Source organism: Sphingomonas sp. BE138, assembly GCF_031456125.1.
Lineage (GTDB): Bacteria > Pseudomonadota > Alphaproteobacteria > Sphingomonadales > Sphingomonadaceae > Sphingomonas.
In genome coordinates this window covers 435,317-450,683 of the sequence record NZ_JAVDUC010000002.1, presented here as the reverse complement: position 1 = coordinate 450,683, position 15,367 = coordinate 435,317, and the positions used below count along the sequence as shown (strand labels likewise).

The following is a 15,367-nucleotide window of genomic DNA, read 5'->3' as shown; positions in this document are numbered from 1 at the left end:
GCCGGCATGCCTCGGCCGTCGTGCCACCCTGGCTCACCATGATCTCAACCTCACGCAGCTTGCCGATGATCTCTTCGGGCTTGTGCTTCTTGGCAGGCATTCGTCGTCCCTTCCTTGATCCAGACTCTCATAGTCCATGGACCACTCAGAAGGGGGCAGCTCAGCGGCGATCCGCGAGGAATACGGCTCCGCGGCGCTGAAACAGGCGCAGGACAGCGACGACTATGCGGCCTTCGAGGCGTGGACCTCGCAGCCCAGCGTCGCCGGCGCGATCGATGCTGCCGGCCTGGCGCTCACGTACGCGATCGCCGCCACCGGGCTGCATGCCTCGTTGATGGCGGTCGCGCTCGCTCCCTTCCAGATGGCGGAGGCGGCATGATCCAGATCGAAGAGAAGCGCCTGTTCGCCGCGGCGAGCACGGCATCGTCCATCTCGGCCCTGTGCGCGCTGGTCGGGGACTCGCTTGGCGGCGCGCCTGAGACGTCGGTGGCCGCCGAGGCGATCGAAGGCCTGGGCGAGATGGCGCAAGCGCTGAGCAACACCCTTCACAGTGCCGCCGACTCCGAGCCGATGCGCGCCGTGTCCGCGCCCGGCGAGAACCGCCACGCGACATGGCTTGCCGAGCGGCGGGCGACGCTGGCCCGCGCCGAAACGCTGACCGAGGGCACCCCGGTGCACGATGCGGCGTGCATCGCGGTGAACGAGCTCGACCGCAGGATCATGAAGACGGCGGCGGCCAACGCAGGCGAAATGCTGGCCAAGCTAGCCCTGCTGGTGATCGTCAATGCCGAGGGCGCTTCGCCCACGCCGGACGACGCGGCTCGCATCGCCGCCGAAGCCGAACCGTTCCTCGCAGGGGAGGCATGACCATGGCCGCTCAGAACCGCCGCCAGCTTCTCACCGGAGACGCTGCCTGTGCCGCTGGTGCCGCCATCGTTGCCGGGGGCGCTGCCCTCGCCAGCGAGGCGAGCGGCGCAGCCCTTGATCGTTCCGGCTGGGTAGCTGCGATGCGCCAGTGGGAGGCCGCGGAAGCCGAAGCACAAGCCGACGACGAGCGCTACCAGCGTCTTCGCGATAGCTGGATCGCCACAGGCGACAATAGCGCCGAATGTCGCCAGCGCTTCGGGATCGACGCCGCCGCGACTCAGTCGAACCGCACCGACGATGCCGCAGCCGACGCATTGTCACGGCTGTTGGACATCCCCGCCCCCGACGCGGACGCCTTGGCGTGGAAGATCCATCATCTGTTCAAACCGGATCATGGTGACTTCGCAGGAGCCTTCGCCTTCAGCCACATTAAGCAGACCCTTGCCGACGCCGTGAGGCTCGCAGGCGGCACGCCATCGGGGATGCTAGCATGAAGCCCGTCACGATTGAGGGGGCCCGTGAACCGCGCGTCCCTCGTTGGCTGGCGCGCTTCATCGCCACCGCCGAGCCCTGGTATAACTGGGGCGAGGTGCACGTCGAGCGCATGGAGGAGATCCGCGTCGACGAGGGCGGCCGGCTTCACGTCGGCGGCGAAGGGCCGGTGCGCTACTTCGAGGTCCAGTGGTTCGGCATCCACTTCGCCGTGCAGCTCGGCCGCACGCCAAAGCCGGATTACCGCTGAGATGGCCACCGTGCTCAAGCACCTCGACACGTTCGATCCGGCCGCGTGGCTAGCGGCGATGACGCAGATCGGCGGCGGCTATGCGCTGATGTCCGGCCGGCGGCTCGCGCTGATGGTCGACGATTGCCACCCGGAGGACCTGACCACCGTCATAACACCGCTGATCGGCCGGCCTGACCGGCAGGAAGCGATCAAGGCCGCGATCGAGCGCAAGCAGCTTGGAGCAGTCGCATGAAGTGGCGGCGGCGAGCGCGGCTGATCGCGCAGGTGGTTGGGATGGTGGCGGGCGTCATCACCTTATTCGTCCTGGCATGGCGAACCAATCCCGGCGTCGCCTACGTCGCCGGCATGGCCGCTCTATGGGGCTGGTGGGATCGCTTTATCATGCGGCTGCTGGAGCAGCGGCATTGAGACAGGCGTCCACAACCTCCAGCGCGGCGGCGGCCATCAAGCCGTGGCGCCGCCACCGCACCCGCGCATGGTCGAGGCGCAACCACATGGCAGGCACGGGGTCGCTGTTCGCAGCGATCCCGGTTTTGCCGCGTGACGAGCTGGCGCGCCTGACCGAGCGCATGATCGATCGGATGGACCAGATCGACGGTGATCCAGATCTGGAGGACTTGCGCGACGAAGACGAAGACACCCACGACCGTGAGGACGACCGTGAAGGCGATCAATAGCACCGCACCCTGGCAGCCGGCGTCATCGACCCGCGTCATCCACCAGCCTGTCGCTCGCCATGCGCGGAGGTCGGGCTTCAACCGCGTGCATCGGTTCGAGGACAGCCACGCGCTGGCGGCGCAGTACGGGCCGGATTGGTGGCTGCCGATTTATCGGCGAGCATTCCCGACGCTGATGTCCGCGGTCGCTGTCGAGCACGACGGGTGGGCGCAGCGCGGTGGCATCGATCGGCTGCTGACGCTGGCGTGCGGGCGGACGTACACCGTGGACGAGAAGATCCGCACCGAGGATTGGCCGGACGTCCTGCTGGAGCGATGGTCCGACGAGGTGCGCAAGTCTCCCGGCTGGGTGCAGAAGCCGCTGGCGGCGGACTTCATCGCCTATGCCCATGCGCCGGCGGCAACGTGCGTGCTCATGCCGGTGGCGGCGCTGCAACGGGCGTGGCGGCTGCATGGGCGGTCGTGGATCGGGCTCTATGGCCTGCGGCGAGCGCAGAACGCCGGGTGGACGTCGGTAAGTGTGCCCGTGCCCCGCGGCGTGCTGATGCAGGCGATCGTCGAGGCTATGTTCATCTCGTGACGGACCATGCATCGCTGACCCGTGGTCAGCACACCGAGATTGCCCCGGTAATCCGCTCGGCTGGCCGTTATGGTTCGCGCCGCGCCGCTTTCTTGGCCTTCTTATTAATTGCTTGAAAGTCTATGATAATTTGCTTTAGAGGCAGGCTGTCTGACACAGCGAATGGTGTCTGGAAGCACTGGCGCTGCTTCATGGTCGAGAGCTGAGCCTCAATGCGTTGCCACCAAATCAGAATATGGCCAGTCTGCACCGCCAAAGAAGCATTTGCCCATGCGGCTGGTAGATGGATTACCTTGATGCCAGTCCGCTCAACCGCCTGCACCTGCGGTGGCTGCTTCAAAAAGTCGGTATCTGCGGTCAGGATCGCTTCTCCACCGTCCGCTGCAAAGGCGGTGATCCAATGCACGTCGCTAGCGCCTTTGAAACCTTCCTTAAGGACCGACGTCAGCTGGAATCCTTCACTCAAGGCGATCTGGTTGACCGCCTGAACGATCGCTGGAGCGACGTGCTCGTCCGCCCGGATCCTCAACTTGCGGTCATGATCTCATATTCGACCGCCGCTCGCACGGCGTCCGGGTTGATTTCAAAGGCGGCTGCAACTCTGTTTATATTGCCTCCTTCAGCCTTCCACATACGGTGGATGGTAGCAGTAGGAACGCGCTCCTCTGTAAGCGCCGGCTTGCCGAACGCGACAGCGGGATCGATACCGATCATTGGGAACTCAGCGGGCAACGGATACCAGCGCCGAGCGAGCTCCGACGCCGGGTCGAACTCAACGCCTTTTGCAATCGTCGCCTCGATAACGTCCCACATTTCGTGCTGACCAGACGCCATGTCCCATGTGACCTGATCGCGTTGCTGCTCGGCGACCTGGGCGAACACACTGCGGCGATCGGTTAAATACTTCGCCCGTGATAAGGCGAAGGGATGCGGCTGATTCCACTCCTTACGCGCTCGCGACGCTGCGGCGCGCAGGGTCTGCATCGACACGCCCTGCCGTCGAAAAGCCTCAATGAAACGCATCTCCATCAGGTCCAAGAAACTGATGGTTCGAGCTTCCTTAAAGTCTCGATCAACGATGGGGCCAGCGGCGCTGCTACCCCAGCCGTTCAACCAGCCGCGCAGCTTGGGAGACGCAACCTGAAGCAGACGTGCGGCATCGGCAGGGCTGTAGAAGCCCGCGAGCAGCGGATCTGCATCAATTCGTCGATACTCCAGTGCGGCCTCCTTTGCCGATCCGAAGGGGGGATCACCTATCGGCGGCCATGCGTCAAGGAGCGCAATGCACGCCGTTGCGGCCGGATACGACCGTCTGCGTCAGCCTCTGACGGCATTTCCCATCTGAAGGGTAGCGGCTCAGCGTCCGTAGCCGAACGCTCACCCCCTGCCGACGCGATCAGCTCGTTCGATAACGCCACTCTGCCAGCTCTTTCCACTGATCAGCGGCGGCTCGTTCAGATTGACCTTTGACGATCAGCGGTTCGCCACGAAAGCTACCAGAGGCGACCCACACCGTTTTACCTGTCTGGTTGACGAAGACGGGGCAGGCCTTCTCGGGGTAAGCATCGATCGAATGCATGGGCATCACGGGGCGCTCCGCGGATCAAGGGGTCTCATGTCCAAAATTGATTCTAATTCTGTCGGCAATGTCCTTGGCCGCTGCGGCCTGAGCATGACGATGCGCCTCGTCGTCCGGTTCCGCCGATACAAACTGAGGGGCAGCTGTGTTGATGATCTCATAGCTGCCGATACGCTCCACCTTCAGGAGAGGCGCTTCCCACGCTACCACGGTGCCTGAACTGGAGCCTACGCCATCGTGGTCCGATGTGGTAATTCGGTATCTGCGGCCGACTTCAAACATGCTGCTTCCCTTGATCAGTGGCAGTCGATGATCATCTCAGTCTGCAGCGGAGATCACCACAGCTGGGGTTGCCGCAAGATCTTCAAGGGCCGCCGCCCAGTCAAGCAAACTAATTCCGTTGCGCAATTCAATGTCTGCCACGTGTCCATCCGCTAGTTTCCCTGTCCACGACCTAGCCCATTCGGCAAGCGCCAGCAGAGTCTGCGGGTTTGAAAGCTCGAACTCGTCACCGCGAATTATGCCATCTGGATCTGCTCTTAGGCCCGGCAAAGCCTCCTGCGGAATTTCAACTTGCTTGGCGTGAACAAATTGGAGTTGCCTCTCAATTATGTTTCGTGGCATCGGATTCGCCTTGAGCACATGAGCAACAACGCGGACATTGGGATCAGAGAGAAGATTTTCTTCAAGTACAATGTGGGCAAGCGCAAGCCTCATGACGAGTGTGCCAAGTCCTTTGCCTCGAGCTTGCACGGCGACCATCAGGCCGCCTATTTCGCATTCCTTCTCGATCTCGTTGTATGAAGCATATGCAAGCGCCAGATAGTCGCCGGAGGGCTCGCGTGCTGCCCAAACGCTCCCCTCCATCACCAACTCTTCAAATCGGTCGCGTGAGCGCGGGAAGAGAGCGTCGTTCGCGCCGGCAAAACCGCGATGCCAGCCGTATGCAGCTTTACACTCGTCAAAGTCGATGGCGGACAGCAGAATCAAAAACGGCCTCCCAGTGACATCTGGAAGGCCGCGTAGCACGATTGCCGATACCGGCAAACTTCAGTTCGTTCTGAGCCCCTTAAGTGCCGTCCGAACTTCAGCGATAAACGTCTCGAACACAGCGCGCTTCAACATCGGATGCGGCGCGGTGACGCCACGCACCCAACGATTGATGGTCGGGCGGCTGACTTTAAACAGTTGCGAAAGCTCAAGATCGCTCTTGCTGAGGATCTTTTGAGCCTGTGCTACAACGCGCCCGAAGTCCGCCTCGGCGGGGGCAGCGCTAGCCTGCTTCAGGAGCAGCGCAAGGTGCTCAAACACCTGATGCCGGCTGCGGTCGAATTCGGCCACCTCCTTGTCGAAGGCATCGCCGGCGATGAGTTCGTCAGTCATTTTTCCAAGCCCTTCAGCCGCGGTTACGCGACGCTGTGTGCATAATGCACTATCTCTTAAAAGGGAACGAAGGTTCAATAGATTTTTTTCCCTCTATGAATCAGCTAGTTGCGTCGCCGTCGTGCCAATATAGGAAGTGCGCCCTGCACCGTCCATGAATGAACGCGATTCTTGGCGCCGCGTTCCGTGCGGCCGGCTGTGCTGCGCGACCGGAAGGCGGCTGTGGCGGCGGGCGCCATCCTCACCATGCTGGTCGACACCATGATCCCGGAGGCGACCGAGGCGACGCACGACTATTCGGGCCTGATCGCCGTCGCTGGATTCTTGATCGCCTTCATCCTGACTAAGAGCGCATGAGCGATCCACGAAAAGTGACGCTGTCTATGCTTGCGGCCTGAGCGCCCAGCGCGACGATTGCCCACGCGAGGTGGCGCGCGCCATCGCACAGGATTGGCACAGCGCGATGCCCCAGGTCCACTCCGCAGTCGACGATCTGGTGCAAGCGGGCTTGGTACGATTGAGCTGGAAGGGGCAACCACTCGCGACGCGATCAGGGCCTTACAGGATTGGGCGACCGAGCTGAGATAGAGGCGCAAGCTGAGAGTGTACCCGCCGTTTGACGGGCCTTGGCCTACTCGAAACAGATTTGGGAAGCAGGAAGCGTCGGCTACGAGCGAACCGGCTTAGCGCGACGATTGGATGAGTACGGAGACACACCCTACGCAAGCTTCGCGTGCCAAATACTGTTTGTTTTCAGATACCTACCTCGCGGCACCTAAGGGTCACAACGTGTTACGGTTTGTGCCACGTTGTAACGCACGATTTAAACGCCGAAAATCAACGACTTATTTCTACGACAATGTCGCAGGCATATAGCTGTCACAGGCTTGCAGGCCGCGCGTTGGAGTGCAATGATTAAGCTGCGGAGAGCCCACCAGCCACCACTGCTAGGGAGCTGGTTTTATGAAGAGCATCACGGTGCCTGCTGGCGCCTCGACTACACGACCTCCTCTCACCGTTACGGTAAAAGAAGCCCTCGCGATGATCGGAATTGGGCGCACGTCCTTCTACGAGCTGATCGCGGGCGGGGAGATCACCACCGTAAAGATCGGCCGGCGCCGGCTGGTGCATGTGGAGTCGCTGCGCCGTTTGGCAGCGGAGGGCTATGTCGTGGCACCTCGATACATTCGGCCAGAGCAGATAGACCTCGACCTTTGATCCGGCGTGAGAGACCATTGAGCAAGCCCGATCGTTCGGCGCTGTTCGCCGATATTCGCGTGTAGTCGCAATTAGACGTGGGAGTAGGTGGGGGAGCAACTAGCGGTTATGTTTCGCAAAGGCGTTCTATTTTAACGCTTTAACCCAAGACAGTTGGCGCGCCCGGAGGGATTCGAACCCCCGACCAAGGAGGTAGAAGCTCCTTGCTCTATCCAACTGAGCTACGGGCGCCCGTGGATGCGCCTAGCGCTTATTGCCCGGCGAAGGAATGGGGAGCATGATCCGGGCATGACGGAGAAGGCAGGGATTACGCCGGTCACCGCCGATCGGGTCGATGGCGCGCGGCTGCGGCATTATGACATCGTCATGGCGGCGTTCGTCGCCATCCTGCTGCTGTCGAACGTGCTGGGCGCCGGGAAGGTGGCGCAGGTGCGGCTGCCGGGCGTCGGCGACTGGCCGTTCGGCGCGGGGATTTTGTTCTTTCCGATCAGCTACATCATCGGGGACGTGCTGACCGAGGTCTATGGCTATGCGCGGGCGCGGCGGGTGATCTGGGTCGGGTTCGGCGCGACCGTGTTCATGGCAGCCATGGCGTGGGTGGTCGTGGCGCTGCCGCCGGCGCCCGACTGGAAGAACCAAGCGGCGTATGAGACGGTGTTCGGCCAGGTGCCGCGCATTGTTTTCGCTAGCGTTTTTGCGTTCTGGGCGGGGGAGTTCGTCAATTCCTACGTGCTCGCCCGGATGAAGGTGCTGACCGAGGGACGGCACCTGTGGATGCGGACGATCGGGTCGACGATCGCGGGACAGGGGGTGGATAGCATGATCTTCTATCCATTGGCATTTCTCGGCGCGGCGGGGTGGACGACGCACCTGGTGGTCGTCGTGCTGTTCACGCAATGGGCGTTGAAGGTCGGGTGGGAAGTGGTGCTGACGCCGCTGACCTACTGGGTCGTGGGGACGTTGAAGCGTGCCGAAGGCGTCGACGTGTACGACCGGGGGACGGATTTCACCCCGTTCCGGGCGCGTGTGTAGCGCCGCGGTGCACCGACTGCCGCCAAAATAACGGCCTCGGCACGCAAAACAGGGGCGAGCGCGCAGGCATCGCGCGACGCGGGGAGCGCCGCGTGCCGCAAATTACGCGCCGACCGCTTCCAACAGCCCGGTGAACATGCGGCGGCCCTCGTCGCCGCCGTGCGCGGGCTCGATGCGGCGTTCGGGGTGGGGCATCATGCCGAGCACGTTGCCGTCGGCGCTGACGATGCCGGCGATGTCGCGCGCGCTGCCGTTGACCGGTTCGGCATAGCGGAACGCGACCCGGCCTTCGCCCTCCAGCCGGTCGAGCGTCTCCGAGTCGGCGACGTAATTGCCGTCATGGTGCGCGACGGGGAAGACCACGCGCTCGCCGGCGCGGTAGCCGCCCGTGAAGACGCCCTGCGCGTCCCCGACGGTCAGCGCGACGTCGCGACAGACGAAGTTCAGCCCGGCGTTGCGCATCAGCGCCCCCGGCAGCAGCCCGGCCTCGGTCAGCACCTGGAAGCCGTTGCACACGCCGAGCACCTTCAGCCCGCGCGCGGCCTGTTCGCGCACCGCGGCCATGATCGGCGAGCGCGCGGCCATCGCGCCCGAGCGGAGATAGTCGCCGTAGGAGAAGCCGCCCGGCACCGCCACGACGCCGATGCCGGCCGGCAGTTCGGTGTCGCGGTGCCAGACCATGTGCGGCGCGGTGCCGGTCGCCTGCTCCAGCGCGACCGCGATGTCGCGGTCGCAGTTGGAGCCGGGGAAGACGATGACCGCGGTCTTCACGCGCGCTCGATCCGGTAGTTCTCGATCACGGTGTTGGCGAGCAATTGCCGGCACATCGCGTCGACATCCGCATCGGCGGTGTCGTCGGCGACGTCGAGCTCGATCAGCTTGCCGACGCGCGCGCCGTTGACGCCGCCGAAGCCGAGCCCGGCCAATGCGTGTTCGATCGCCTTGCCCTGGGGGTCGAGGACGCCGGGCTTCAGCGTCACGTGGATGCGCAGTTTCATGGCCGCGCGCTATGCCCCGGCAGGCGCGCCGGGGCAAGGGCGAGGGCGGGTGTGCCGGCGGTTACTTGCCGCGGTTCTTGCGATGCTCGTCGAGGTCGAGCACCGCGGTGTCGCCGCCCTCCGGCAGGAGGCCGAGCCGGCGCGCGACCTCCTGATAGGCCTCGACCTCGCCGCCCAGGTCGCGGCGGAAGCGATCCTTGTCGAGCTTCTCGTTCGAGGCCATGTCCCACAGGCGGCAACCGTCCGGGCTGATCTCGTCCGCCAGGATGATGCGGCCGTAGTCATTGTCCCAGATGCGGCCGAATTCGAGCTTGAAGTCGACCAGCCGGATGCCGACGCCCGCGAACAGCCCGGAAAGGAAGTCGTTCACGCGAATCGCCAGATCGGCGATGTCGTGCATCTCCTCCTGGCTGGCCCAGCCGAACGCCGCGATATGCTCGTCGGAGATCATCGGATCGCCAAGCGCGTCGTCCTTGTAATAATATTCGAGGATCGTGCGCGGCAGCTTCACGCCTTCCTCGATCCCCAGCCGCTTGCTGAGCGAACCGGCCGCGACGTTGCGGACGACGACCTCGATCGGGACGATCTCGACCTGCCGGATCAACTGCTCGCGCATGTTGAGGCGGCGGATGAAGTGCGTCGGCACGCCGATATGGTCGAGCAGGGTGAAGATGTGCTCGGAAATGCGGTTGTTGAGCACGCCCTTGCCGTTGATCGTGCCCTTCTTCTGAGCATTGAAGGCGGTGGCGTCGTCCTTGAAATACTGGATCAGCGTGCCGGGTTCCGGACCCTCGTAAAGGATCTTCGCCTTGCCTTCGTAGATCTGCCGCCTGCGTGCCATGCTTGCCCTCGAAAAGAAGCGCCCCGGCGGCGCGGGTTTGCGGACGGCCGGGGCGGGGAATCAGCCGCGGCTATAGGGGAAGGGCGCGGTGGCTGCAAATCACGCGCGCGGGCGGGCGGCGCGCCAGCGGCGGAAGCGCCGCCACCCGAGGATCAACAGCCATATCGCCGGGCCGACGATCACCAGCCACGGCGTCGCGGCGATGACGAAGGTGATGGCCGCCGCCGCGCTGACCGCGAACGAATCGCCGCCGCGCGCGACGGCGAGACGCACCGGCGACCAGATGCCGCCCGCCGGCGTGACGGTGTAGCCGATCCGCATTTCCGACATGGCGACGCGCCGCCTGAGATCGGCGCGCTGCGACCGCGCGGCGTCCAGTTCCTGCTGCACCTGCGCGAAGGCTTTTTCGGCGGCAACGAGATCGCCGACGCTGCCGCCCCCGGTCTGGATCAGCTTCAGCAGGCGGTCCGAAAGGGCCTGCTTGGCGCGAAGTTGCGCCTCGACGTCGATCACCTGGCGCGTGACGTCCTCGGCGGTGACGCTGTGCGACTGGAGCGCGCCGCCGGACGCCGCGACGGGGGTGCCGAGCCGCCGGTCGAACGACGGGGCGAGCCGTGCGTCGACGAGCAGGCGCAGATTGCCGCGATCGTCGCCATGCTCGCCGTTGGTGACCGAGTCCTCCATCACGATGCAGCGTGCGCGCGTCAGGTCATGGCAGAGTTTCAGATGCGCCTGATGGACCCCGGGCAACGTGTCCGGTTCGAGCCGATAGTCGAGCGTGTAGCTGTAGGCGATCTGCGGACCGTTGGGATCGGGTTCCTCGACGTCGTAGGTGTTGATCTTCTCGAAATTTTGGTTCGGCGCGCTGCACGCCGCCAGCAACAGGATCGTGGGTAGCAGGAGGCGGCGGATCATCTTGTCATCCCCACGGAGTGGCAAGCCAAGTCCTAAACCGTTCGCACTGAGCTTGTCGAAGTGCGTGTTCCAGACGCTTCGCTTGGGGCACGTGCTTCGACAGGCTCAGCACGAGTGGGGTGGGGGTCTGGCAAACGTGCGCATGGCTCGATCTCACGCCTGACATGCCTTAACGCGCGAACGCCCGCGCGATCAGGCGTTTCGTCTCCGCCCATGCCGCGGTGCCGGGGGTGACGAGTTCGACATGGCCGGTGTCGGCGACCGCGTGGAGCGTCGCGCGGTCGCCCGCCGCGCGCGCGGCGGCGACATAGCTTTCGCCCATGCGGAACGGGATGATGCGGTCGGCGCGGCCGTTGACGAGGTCCTGGGGGAGGCCGAGCGGGAGCAGGCGCGGGACCGAGGTGTCGGCGTATGGGTCGGCGCGGGTGGTGCCGATCAATTTGGCGACGACCTCGGTGCCGCAGCCGTTCTCTGGGCTGCGCGCGGTGTCCTCCAGGTCGGGGAGGCCGCCCAGGCTGATGACGTGCGCGATCGGGAGCGGGTCGGGGGTGCGCAGCGCGCTGTCGGCGGGAAGGCGCGCGCGGGCGGCGAGCCAGAGCGCGAGGTGGCCGCCGGCGGAGTGGCCGACCGCGACGACCGTCGACAGGTCGAGGTCGAAGCGGGCGGCGTTGCTCCGCAGCGCGTCGGTCGCGGCGGCGGCGTCGGCGAAGGTGCCGGGATAGCCGCCGCCGGCGCGGTCGACGCCGCGATAGTCGATGTTCCACACCGCATAGCCCGCGTCGCGCAGATCGCCCGCGGCCCAGTCCATCAGCCGGCGGTCCGCGATCTCCGTCTGCCAGCAGCCGCCGTGGACCATCAGGACGGTGCGGTGCGGACCCTTGGCCGAGGGGAGCCAGACGTCGACCTTCTGCATCGCGTCGTCGCCATAGGCGATCGTCGCATCGGCGACGGGACGCGGGCGGGCGGCGAGGTCGGCCCAGGTCAGCGGCGTGTGCGGCATCGCCGGGGTACATGCCGCGGCGAGCGCGGCGGCGGCAAGCGCGATCAGGCGCGGCGCTCTCGCCACAGCGCCGGAAGCGACAGGAGCGCGACGCCGCCGAGCGCGATGAGGGTCTTCAGCCATTGTGCGAACGGTCCATAGAGCTGGTCGACATAGAAAGCGGCATAGACGATCGCGACGTGCCAGACATAGACGTGGAGCGAATGTCGGCCGAGCAGGCGCAGGTAGGACAGCGAGAACAGCCCGCGCAGCAGGCCGGCCGCGCGGCGGACGGCGGCGCGGGGGTGATCCGGTCCGGCGATCAGCAGCCACGTGAGCCCGACCGCGGCGGCGGCGAAGTTGACGAGGTAGATCGGCCCGAAATCGCCGCGGATGCCGAGCGTGTCGATCTTCACGATCAGCCACTCCGGCAGCATCCCATAGGCGCTGAACAGCCGCAGCGGCGCGAAGAACAGGCAGATCGCCAGCGCGACCTTCGCGGGGGCGCTGTGGTCGGCGCGGAAGACGCGGTGCCAGTCGACCCGCGCGGCGGCGGTCAGCGCGCCCGCGATCATGCCGGAGAAGAAGACGAACTGCCACGCGAGCAGGTTGAAGCTGGCGCGCAGCCCCTGGCCGTCGGCGGTGGTCACGAGCGCGCCGAGCGGATCGGTGACGATGCGCTGCATCGACAATTGCCCGGCGAGCCACAGGATCAGCGAGGCGGTGGACACGGCCACGACATGGCCGTCGAGGCACCAGCGCAGCAGCGGCGGGGCGACGAGCATGTAGAGGACGTATTGCGGCAGGATGTCCATGACGGTCGGCTGGAAGAGGAAGGTCGCGATCGCGGCGAGCCGGAGCGGATCGCCGGTGAGGCTGGTGTGGCCGAGCCAATTGCCCCATGCCTGCGCCGCGCCGGGGAGCAATGCGCGCGCGACCAGCACCGCGACGACGATCCCGATCGCCCAGCGATAGAGCTGGAACGCGCGACGCCAGACCTGCCGGCGACCCTCCGCATAGCCCTGTTTGAGCATCTTGCGGCCGTAGACCAGGCCGATCATCAGCCCGGAGAGGAAGACGAAGCCCTGCGCGTCCTCCACGAACGCCAGCTTGTTGTGGTTGATCTGCTGCATCCAGTAATCGCCCGCGAAGACGAGGTGGTTGATCAGCATGAAGACGAGGAAGAAGCCGCGCAGGCCGTCGATCAATCCGTAGCGTGGCATGCGCGCTCCCGTTCGCGATTCTCGACCGCGGGCCTCTTAACGCGGGAGCTCCCGCCTGATAGGCAACCCCCTTCATGGCCAGCGACCTTTCCGACAACCCCCCGATCGGCATATTGGACGCCCCGTTCGACAGTGCGTTGAGCGAGCGGTATCTCGTCTATGCGCTGTCGACGATCACCGCGCGGTCGTTGCCGGACGTGCGGGACGGGCTGAAGCCGGTCCATCGGCGTCTTCTCTGGGCGATGCGGCTGCTGAAGCTCGATCCCGCCTCGGGCTACAAGAAATGCGCGCGCGTCGTCGGCGACGTGATCGGCAAATATCACCCGCACGGCGACCAGTCGGTCTATGACGCGATGGTGCGGTTGGCGCAGGATTTCGCGCTGCGCTATCCTTTGGTCGACGGGCAGGGCAATTTCGGGAACATCGACGGCGATAACGCCGCCGCGTACCGCTATACCGAGGCGCGGCTGACGCAGGTCGCGATCGACCTGATGGACGGGCTGGACGAGGATGCGACCGAGTTCCGCCCGACCTACAACGGCGAGGAGCAGGAGCCCGAGCTGTTCCCCGGCGCCTTCCCGAACCTGCTGGCGAACGGCGCCAGCGGGATCGCGGTGGGCATGGCGACCAGCGTGCCGCCGCACAATGCCGCGGAGCTGATGGACGCCGCGATCCTGCTGGTCGACCGGCCCGATGCCGATGACGCCGCGATCCTGGAGCATGTGAAGGGGCCGGACCTGCCGACCGGCGGGTTGCTGGTCGACGCGCCCGCGATCATCGCCGAGGCGTATCGCACCGGGCGCGGGGCGTTCCGGGTACGCGCGAAGATCGACAAGGTGTCCGAGAAGGGCGGCGGGTGGCACCTGGTCGTCGCGGAGATCCCCTACGGGGTCGCCAAGGGCAAGCTGATCGAGCAACTCGCCGCGCTGATCGAGGACAAGAAGCTGCCGATCCTGGCGGACGTGCGCGACGAATCGGACGAGCAGATCCGCATCGTGCTGGAGCCGCGCAGCCGCACCGTCGATGCGCAGGTGCTGATGGACGGGTTGTTCCGGCTGTCCGACCTGGAGGTGCGGGTGCCGCTGAACCTCAACGTGCTCGACAAGGAGCGGACGCCGCGGGTGATGTCGTTGCGCGCCGCGCTGGCGGCGTGGGTCGAGCATCAGTTCGTGGTGCTCAGGCGGCGGACCGAGCACCGGCTGGGCAAGATCGCCGACCGGCTGGAGCTGGTCGGCGGCTATATCGTCGCGTTCCTCAACCTCGATCGCGTGATCGAGATCATCCGCACCGAGGACGAGCCCAAGGCGGTGATGATCGCCGAGTTTGCGCTGACCGAGCGGCAGGCGGAGGCGATCCTCAACATGCGGCTGCGCAGCCTGCGGCGGCTGGAGGAAATGGAGCTGAAGCGCGAGCAGGCGGCGCTGGAGAAGGAGCAGGCGACGCTGAGCGCGCTGCTGGCGTCGGAGGCGAAGCAGCGCACGCGGCTGAAGGCGGATTTCCGGAAGGTGCGCGACCGCTATGGCCCGGAGACGGCGCTGGGCGCGCGGCGGACGCGGATCGAGGAGCAGGCCGCCGCCCGCGACATTCCGCTGGAGGCGATGATCGAGCGCGAGCCGATCTCCGTCATCCTGTCGGCGCGCGGCTGGATCCGGGCGATGAAGGGGCATGTCGACCTGTCCGCACCCGAGACGCTGAAGTTCAAGGAAGGCGACGGCCCGGCGTTCGCGTTCCATGCGCACACCACCGACAAGCTGCTGCTGGCGGCGGGGAACGGACGGTTCTTCACGCTGGCGGCGGACAGATTGCCGGGCGGGCGCGGATTCGGCGAGCCGGTGCGCGCGTCGATCGACCTGGACGGCAGCGTTCCGATCGTCGCCTTGCTGAGCGCGGCGCGCGCGACGCGGCTGCTGGTCGCGGCCAGCGACGGTCGCGGGTTCATCGTACCGGTGGCTGAGGTGATCGCCGAGACGCGCAAGGGCAAGACGGTGGTGACGCCGCGCGCGGGGGCGTCGCTGGTCGTCGTCTATCCGGTCGCGCCCCCGGACGATTTCGTCGCCGTCATCGGCGACAACCGCAAGCTGGCGCTGTTCCCGATCGCCGACCTGCCCGAAATGACGCGCGGGCAAGGCGTGCAATTGCAACGCTACCGAGACGGCGGGCTGGCGGACGCGCGCACGCTGGTCTTCGCGGACGGGCTCAGCTGGGCGATGGGCGGGGGCAGCGGGCGGACGCGGACCGAATCCGACCTGTCGCAATGGCGCACCGCCCGCGGCGCGGCGGGGCGGATGCCGCCGAACGGCTTCCCGCGCGACAATCGCTTCTAACGCCGG

At 65.7% G+C, this 15,367-nt stretch carries 25 protein-coding genes and 1 tRNA gene; 13 read left to right on the top strand and 13 right to left on the bottom strand.

The window, feature by feature from the left end; all coding sequences use genetic code 11:
* The first annotated feature begins 136 nt into the window (after positions 1 to 136).
* The 8 genes from J2Y58_RS05055 (at position 137) to J2Y58_RS05020 (ending at position 2,869) form a co-directional block, all read left to right on the top strand.
* On the top strand, positions 137 to 379 hold the full coding sequence (locus J2Y58_RS05055) for a hypothetical protein (protein WP_310099569.1): 243 nt from the start codon (positions 137 to 139) through the stop codon (positions 377 to 379).
* Entirely contained in the window at positions 376 to 867 is a 492-nt protein-coding gene (locus tag J2Y58_RS05050; RefSeq protein ID WP_310099566.1) for a hypothetical protein, read from the top strand. Before J2Y58_RS05055 ends, J2Y58_RS05050 begins: the two co-directional genes overlap by 4 nt.
* Positions 864 to 1,361, top strand: coding sequence for a hypothetical protein (locus J2Y58_RS05045; RefSeq protein WP_310099563.1), 498 nt, complete (start codon positions 864 to 866; stop codon positions 1,359 to 1,361). Before J2Y58_RS05050 ends, J2Y58_RS05045 begins: the two co-directional genes overlap by 4 nt.
* Positions 1,358 to 1,609: a hypothetical protein gene (locus J2Y58_RS05040; RefSeq protein WP_310099560.1), complete on the top strand. Its 252-nt coding sequence runs from the start codon at positions 1,358 to 1,360 to the stop codon at positions 1,607 to 1,609. The genes J2Y58_RS05045 and J2Y58_RS05040 overlap by 4 nt, the downstream gene beginning before the upstream one ends.
* Position 1,610: 1 nt before the next feature.
* Complete coding sequence (locus tag J2Y58_RS05035; RefSeq protein ID WP_310099558.1) at positions 1,611 to 1,844, top strand: hypothetical protein; 234 nt, start codon at positions 1,611 to 1,613, stop codon at positions 1,842 to 1,844.
* Positions 1,841 to 2,020, top strand: coding sequence for a hypothetical protein (locus tag J2Y58_RS05030; RefSeq protein ID WP_310099555.1), 180 nt, complete (start codon positions 1,841 to 1,843; stop codon positions 2,018 to 2,020). Before J2Y58_RS05035 ends, J2Y58_RS05030 begins: the two co-directional genes overlap by 4 nt.
* 86 nt (positions 2,021 to 2,106) lie before the next feature.
* Positions 2,107 to 2,289, top strand: coding sequence for a hypothetical protein (locus J2Y58_RS05025; protein WP_310099552.1), 183 nt, complete (start codon positions 2,107 to 2,109; stop codon positions 2,287 to 2,289).
* Complete coding sequence (locus J2Y58_RS05020; protein WP_310099548.1) at positions 2,273 to 2,869, top strand: hypothetical protein; 597 nt, start codon at positions 2,273 to 2,275, stop codon at positions 2,867 to 2,869. The genes J2Y58_RS05025 and J2Y58_RS05020 overlap by 17 nt, the downstream gene beginning before the upstream one ends.
* Positions 2,870 to 2,936: 67 nt before the next feature.
* Here the strand turns inward: J2Y58_RS05020 and J2Y58_RS05015 are convergent, their stop codons facing one another.
* The 6 genes from J2Y58_RS05015 to J2Y58_RS04990 form a co-directional block, all read right to left on the bottom strand.
* The gene (locus J2Y58_RS05015; RefSeq protein WP_310099545.1) at positions 2,937 to 3,398 is read right to left on the bottom strand and encodes a DUF5615 family PIN-like protein; all 462 of its coding nucleotides are present in this window, start codon (positions 3,396 to 3,398) and stop codon (positions 2,937 to 2,939) included.
* Positions 3,395 to 4,057 carry a DUF433 domain-containing protein gene (locus J2Y58_RS05010; protein WP_405053068.1) on the bottom strand — a complete coding sequence of 221 codons (663 nt, stop codon included), beginning with the start codon at positions 4,055 to 4,057 and terminating at the stop codon, positions 3,395 to 3,397. Before J2Y58_RS05010 ends, J2Y58_RS05015 begins: the two co-directional genes overlap by 4 nt.
* Before the next feature lie 208 nt (positions 4,058 to 4,265).
* A complete protein-coding gene (locus tag J2Y58_RS05005) occupies positions 4,266 to 4,454 on the bottom strand; it encodes a hypothetical protein (RefSeq protein ID WP_310099542.1) in 189 nt (62 codons plus the stop codon).
* 18 nt (positions 4,455 to 4,472) lie between these two features.
* On the bottom strand, positions 4,473 to 4,730 hold the full coding sequence (locus J2Y58_RS05000; RefSeq protein WP_310099540.1) for a hypothetical protein: 258 nt from the start codon (positions 4,728 to 4,730) through the stop codon (positions 4,473 to 4,475).
* Positions 4,731 to 4,766: 36 nt separating this feature from the next.
* Positions 4,767 to 5,438 carry a GNAT family N-acetyltransferase gene (locus J2Y58_RS04995; protein ID WP_310099538.1) on the bottom strand — a complete coding sequence of 224 codons (672 nt, stop codon included), beginning with the start codon at positions 5,436 to 5,438 and terminating at the stop codon, positions 4,767 to 4,769.
* Between the two features lie 60 nt (positions 5,439 to 5,498).
* Positions 5,499 to 5,831: a hypothetical protein gene (locus tag J2Y58_RS04990; protein ID WP_310099535.1), complete on the bottom strand. Its 333-nt coding sequence runs from the start codon at positions 5,829 to 5,831 to the stop codon at positions 5,499 to 5,501.
* A 171-nt stretch (positions 5,832 to 6,002) separates the two neighbouring features.
* Between J2Y58_RS04990 and J2Y58_RS04985 the strand changes: the two genes are divergently transcribed.
* The 3 genes from J2Y58_RS04985 (at position 6,003) to J2Y58_RS04975 (ending at position 7,049) form a co-directional block, all read left to right on the top strand.
* The gene (locus J2Y58_RS04985; RefSeq protein WP_310099532.1) at positions 6,003 to 6,188 is read left to right on the top strand and encodes a hypothetical protein; all 186 of its coding nucleotides are present in this window, start codon (positions 6,003 to 6,005) and stop codon (positions 6,186 to 6,188) included.
* Positions 6,189 to 6,294: 106 nt separating this feature from the next.
* A complete protein-coding gene (locus J2Y58_RS04980; protein WP_310099529.1) occupies positions 6,295 to 6,414 on the top strand; it encodes a hypothetical protein in 120 nt (39 codons plus the stop codon).
* 380 nt (positions 6,415 to 6,794) lie between these two features.
* Positions 6,795 to 7,049 carry a helix-turn-helix domain-containing protein gene (locus J2Y58_RS04975; protein ID WP_310099525.1) on the top strand — a complete coding sequence of 85 codons (255 nt, stop codon included), beginning with the start codon at positions 6,795 to 6,797 and terminating at the stop codon, positions 7,047 to 7,049.
* Positions 7,050 to 7,203: 154 nt separating this feature from the next.
* Here J2Y58_RS04975 and J2Y58_RS04970 read toward each other — a convergent pair.
* Positions 7,204 to 7,280: transfer RNA gene (locus tag J2Y58_RS04970), tRNA-Arg, on the bottom strand.
* A 57-nt stretch (positions 7,281 to 7,337) separates the two neighbouring features.
* On the opposite strand from J2Y58_RS04970, the gene J2Y58_RS04965 reads away from it, so the two are divergent.
* Positions 7,338 to 8,081, top strand: a complete 744-nt coding sequence (locus J2Y58_RS04965) for a queuosine precursor transporter (RefSeq protein ID WP_310099521.1) — start codon at positions 7,338 to 7,340, stop codon at positions 8,079 to 8,081.
* A gap of 102 nt (positions 8,082 to 8,183) precedes the next feature.
* On the opposite strand, the gene purQ is transcribed toward J2Y58_RS04965, so the two are convergent.
* The 6 genes from purQ to J2Y58_RS04935 form a co-directional block, all read right to left on the bottom strand.
* Positions 8,184 to 8,852 carry a phosphoribosylformylglycinamidine synthase subunit PurQ gene (purQ, locus tag J2Y58_RS04960; RefSeq protein WP_310099519.1) on the bottom strand — a complete coding sequence of 223 codons (669 nt, stop codon included), beginning with the start codon at positions 8,850 to 8,852 and terminating at the stop codon, positions 8,184 to 8,186.
* Complete coding sequence (purS, locus tag J2Y58_RS04955; RefSeq protein WP_310099515.1) at positions 8,849 to 9,079, bottom strand: phosphoribosylformylglycinamidine synthase subunit PurS; 231 nt, start codon at positions 9,077 to 9,079, stop codon at positions 8,849 to 8,851. The genes purQ and purS overlap by 4 nt, the downstream gene beginning before the upstream one ends.
* Positions 9,080 to 9,140: 61 nt before the next feature.
* On the bottom strand, positions 9,141 to 9,920 hold the full coding sequence (gene purC / locus J2Y58_RS04950) for a phosphoribosylaminoimidazolesuccinocarboxamide synthase (protein WP_310099512.1): 780 nt from the start codon (positions 9,918 to 9,920) through the stop codon (positions 9,141 to 9,143).
* A gap of 99 nt (positions 9,921 to 10,019) precedes the next feature.
* Positions 10,020 to 10,835 carry a DUF4349 domain-containing protein gene (locus tag J2Y58_RS04945; protein WP_310099509.1) on the bottom strand — a complete coding sequence of 272 codons (816 nt, stop codon included), beginning with the start codon at positions 10,833 to 10,835 and terminating at the stop codon, positions 10,020 to 10,022.
* Between the two features lie 169 nt (positions 10,836 to 11,004).
* Positions 11,005 to 11,901 carry an alpha/beta hydrolase gene (locus J2Y58_RS04940; RefSeq protein WP_310099506.1) on the bottom strand — a complete coding sequence of 299 codons (897 nt, stop codon included), beginning with the start codon at positions 11,899 to 11,901 and terminating at the stop codon, positions 11,005 to 11,007.
* Positions 11,880 to 13,037 carry an OpgC domain-containing protein gene (locus J2Y58_RS04935; RefSeq protein WP_310099503.1) on the bottom strand — a complete coding sequence of 386 codons (1,158 nt, stop codon included), beginning with the start codon at positions 13,035 to 13,037 and terminating at the stop codon, positions 11,880 to 11,882. The genes J2Y58_RS04940 and J2Y58_RS04935 overlap by 22 nt, the downstream gene beginning before the upstream one ends.
* Before the next feature lie 74 nt (positions 13,038 to 13,111).
* Between J2Y58_RS04935 and parC the strand changes: the two genes are divergently transcribed.
* Positions 13,112 to 15,361: a DNA topoisomerase IV subunit A gene (gene parC, locus J2Y58_RS04930; protein WP_310099500.1), complete on the top strand. Its 2,250-nt coding sequence runs from the start codon at positions 13,112 to 13,114 to the stop codon at positions 15,359 to 15,361.
* Positions 15,362 to 15,367 lie beyond the last annotated feature (6 nt).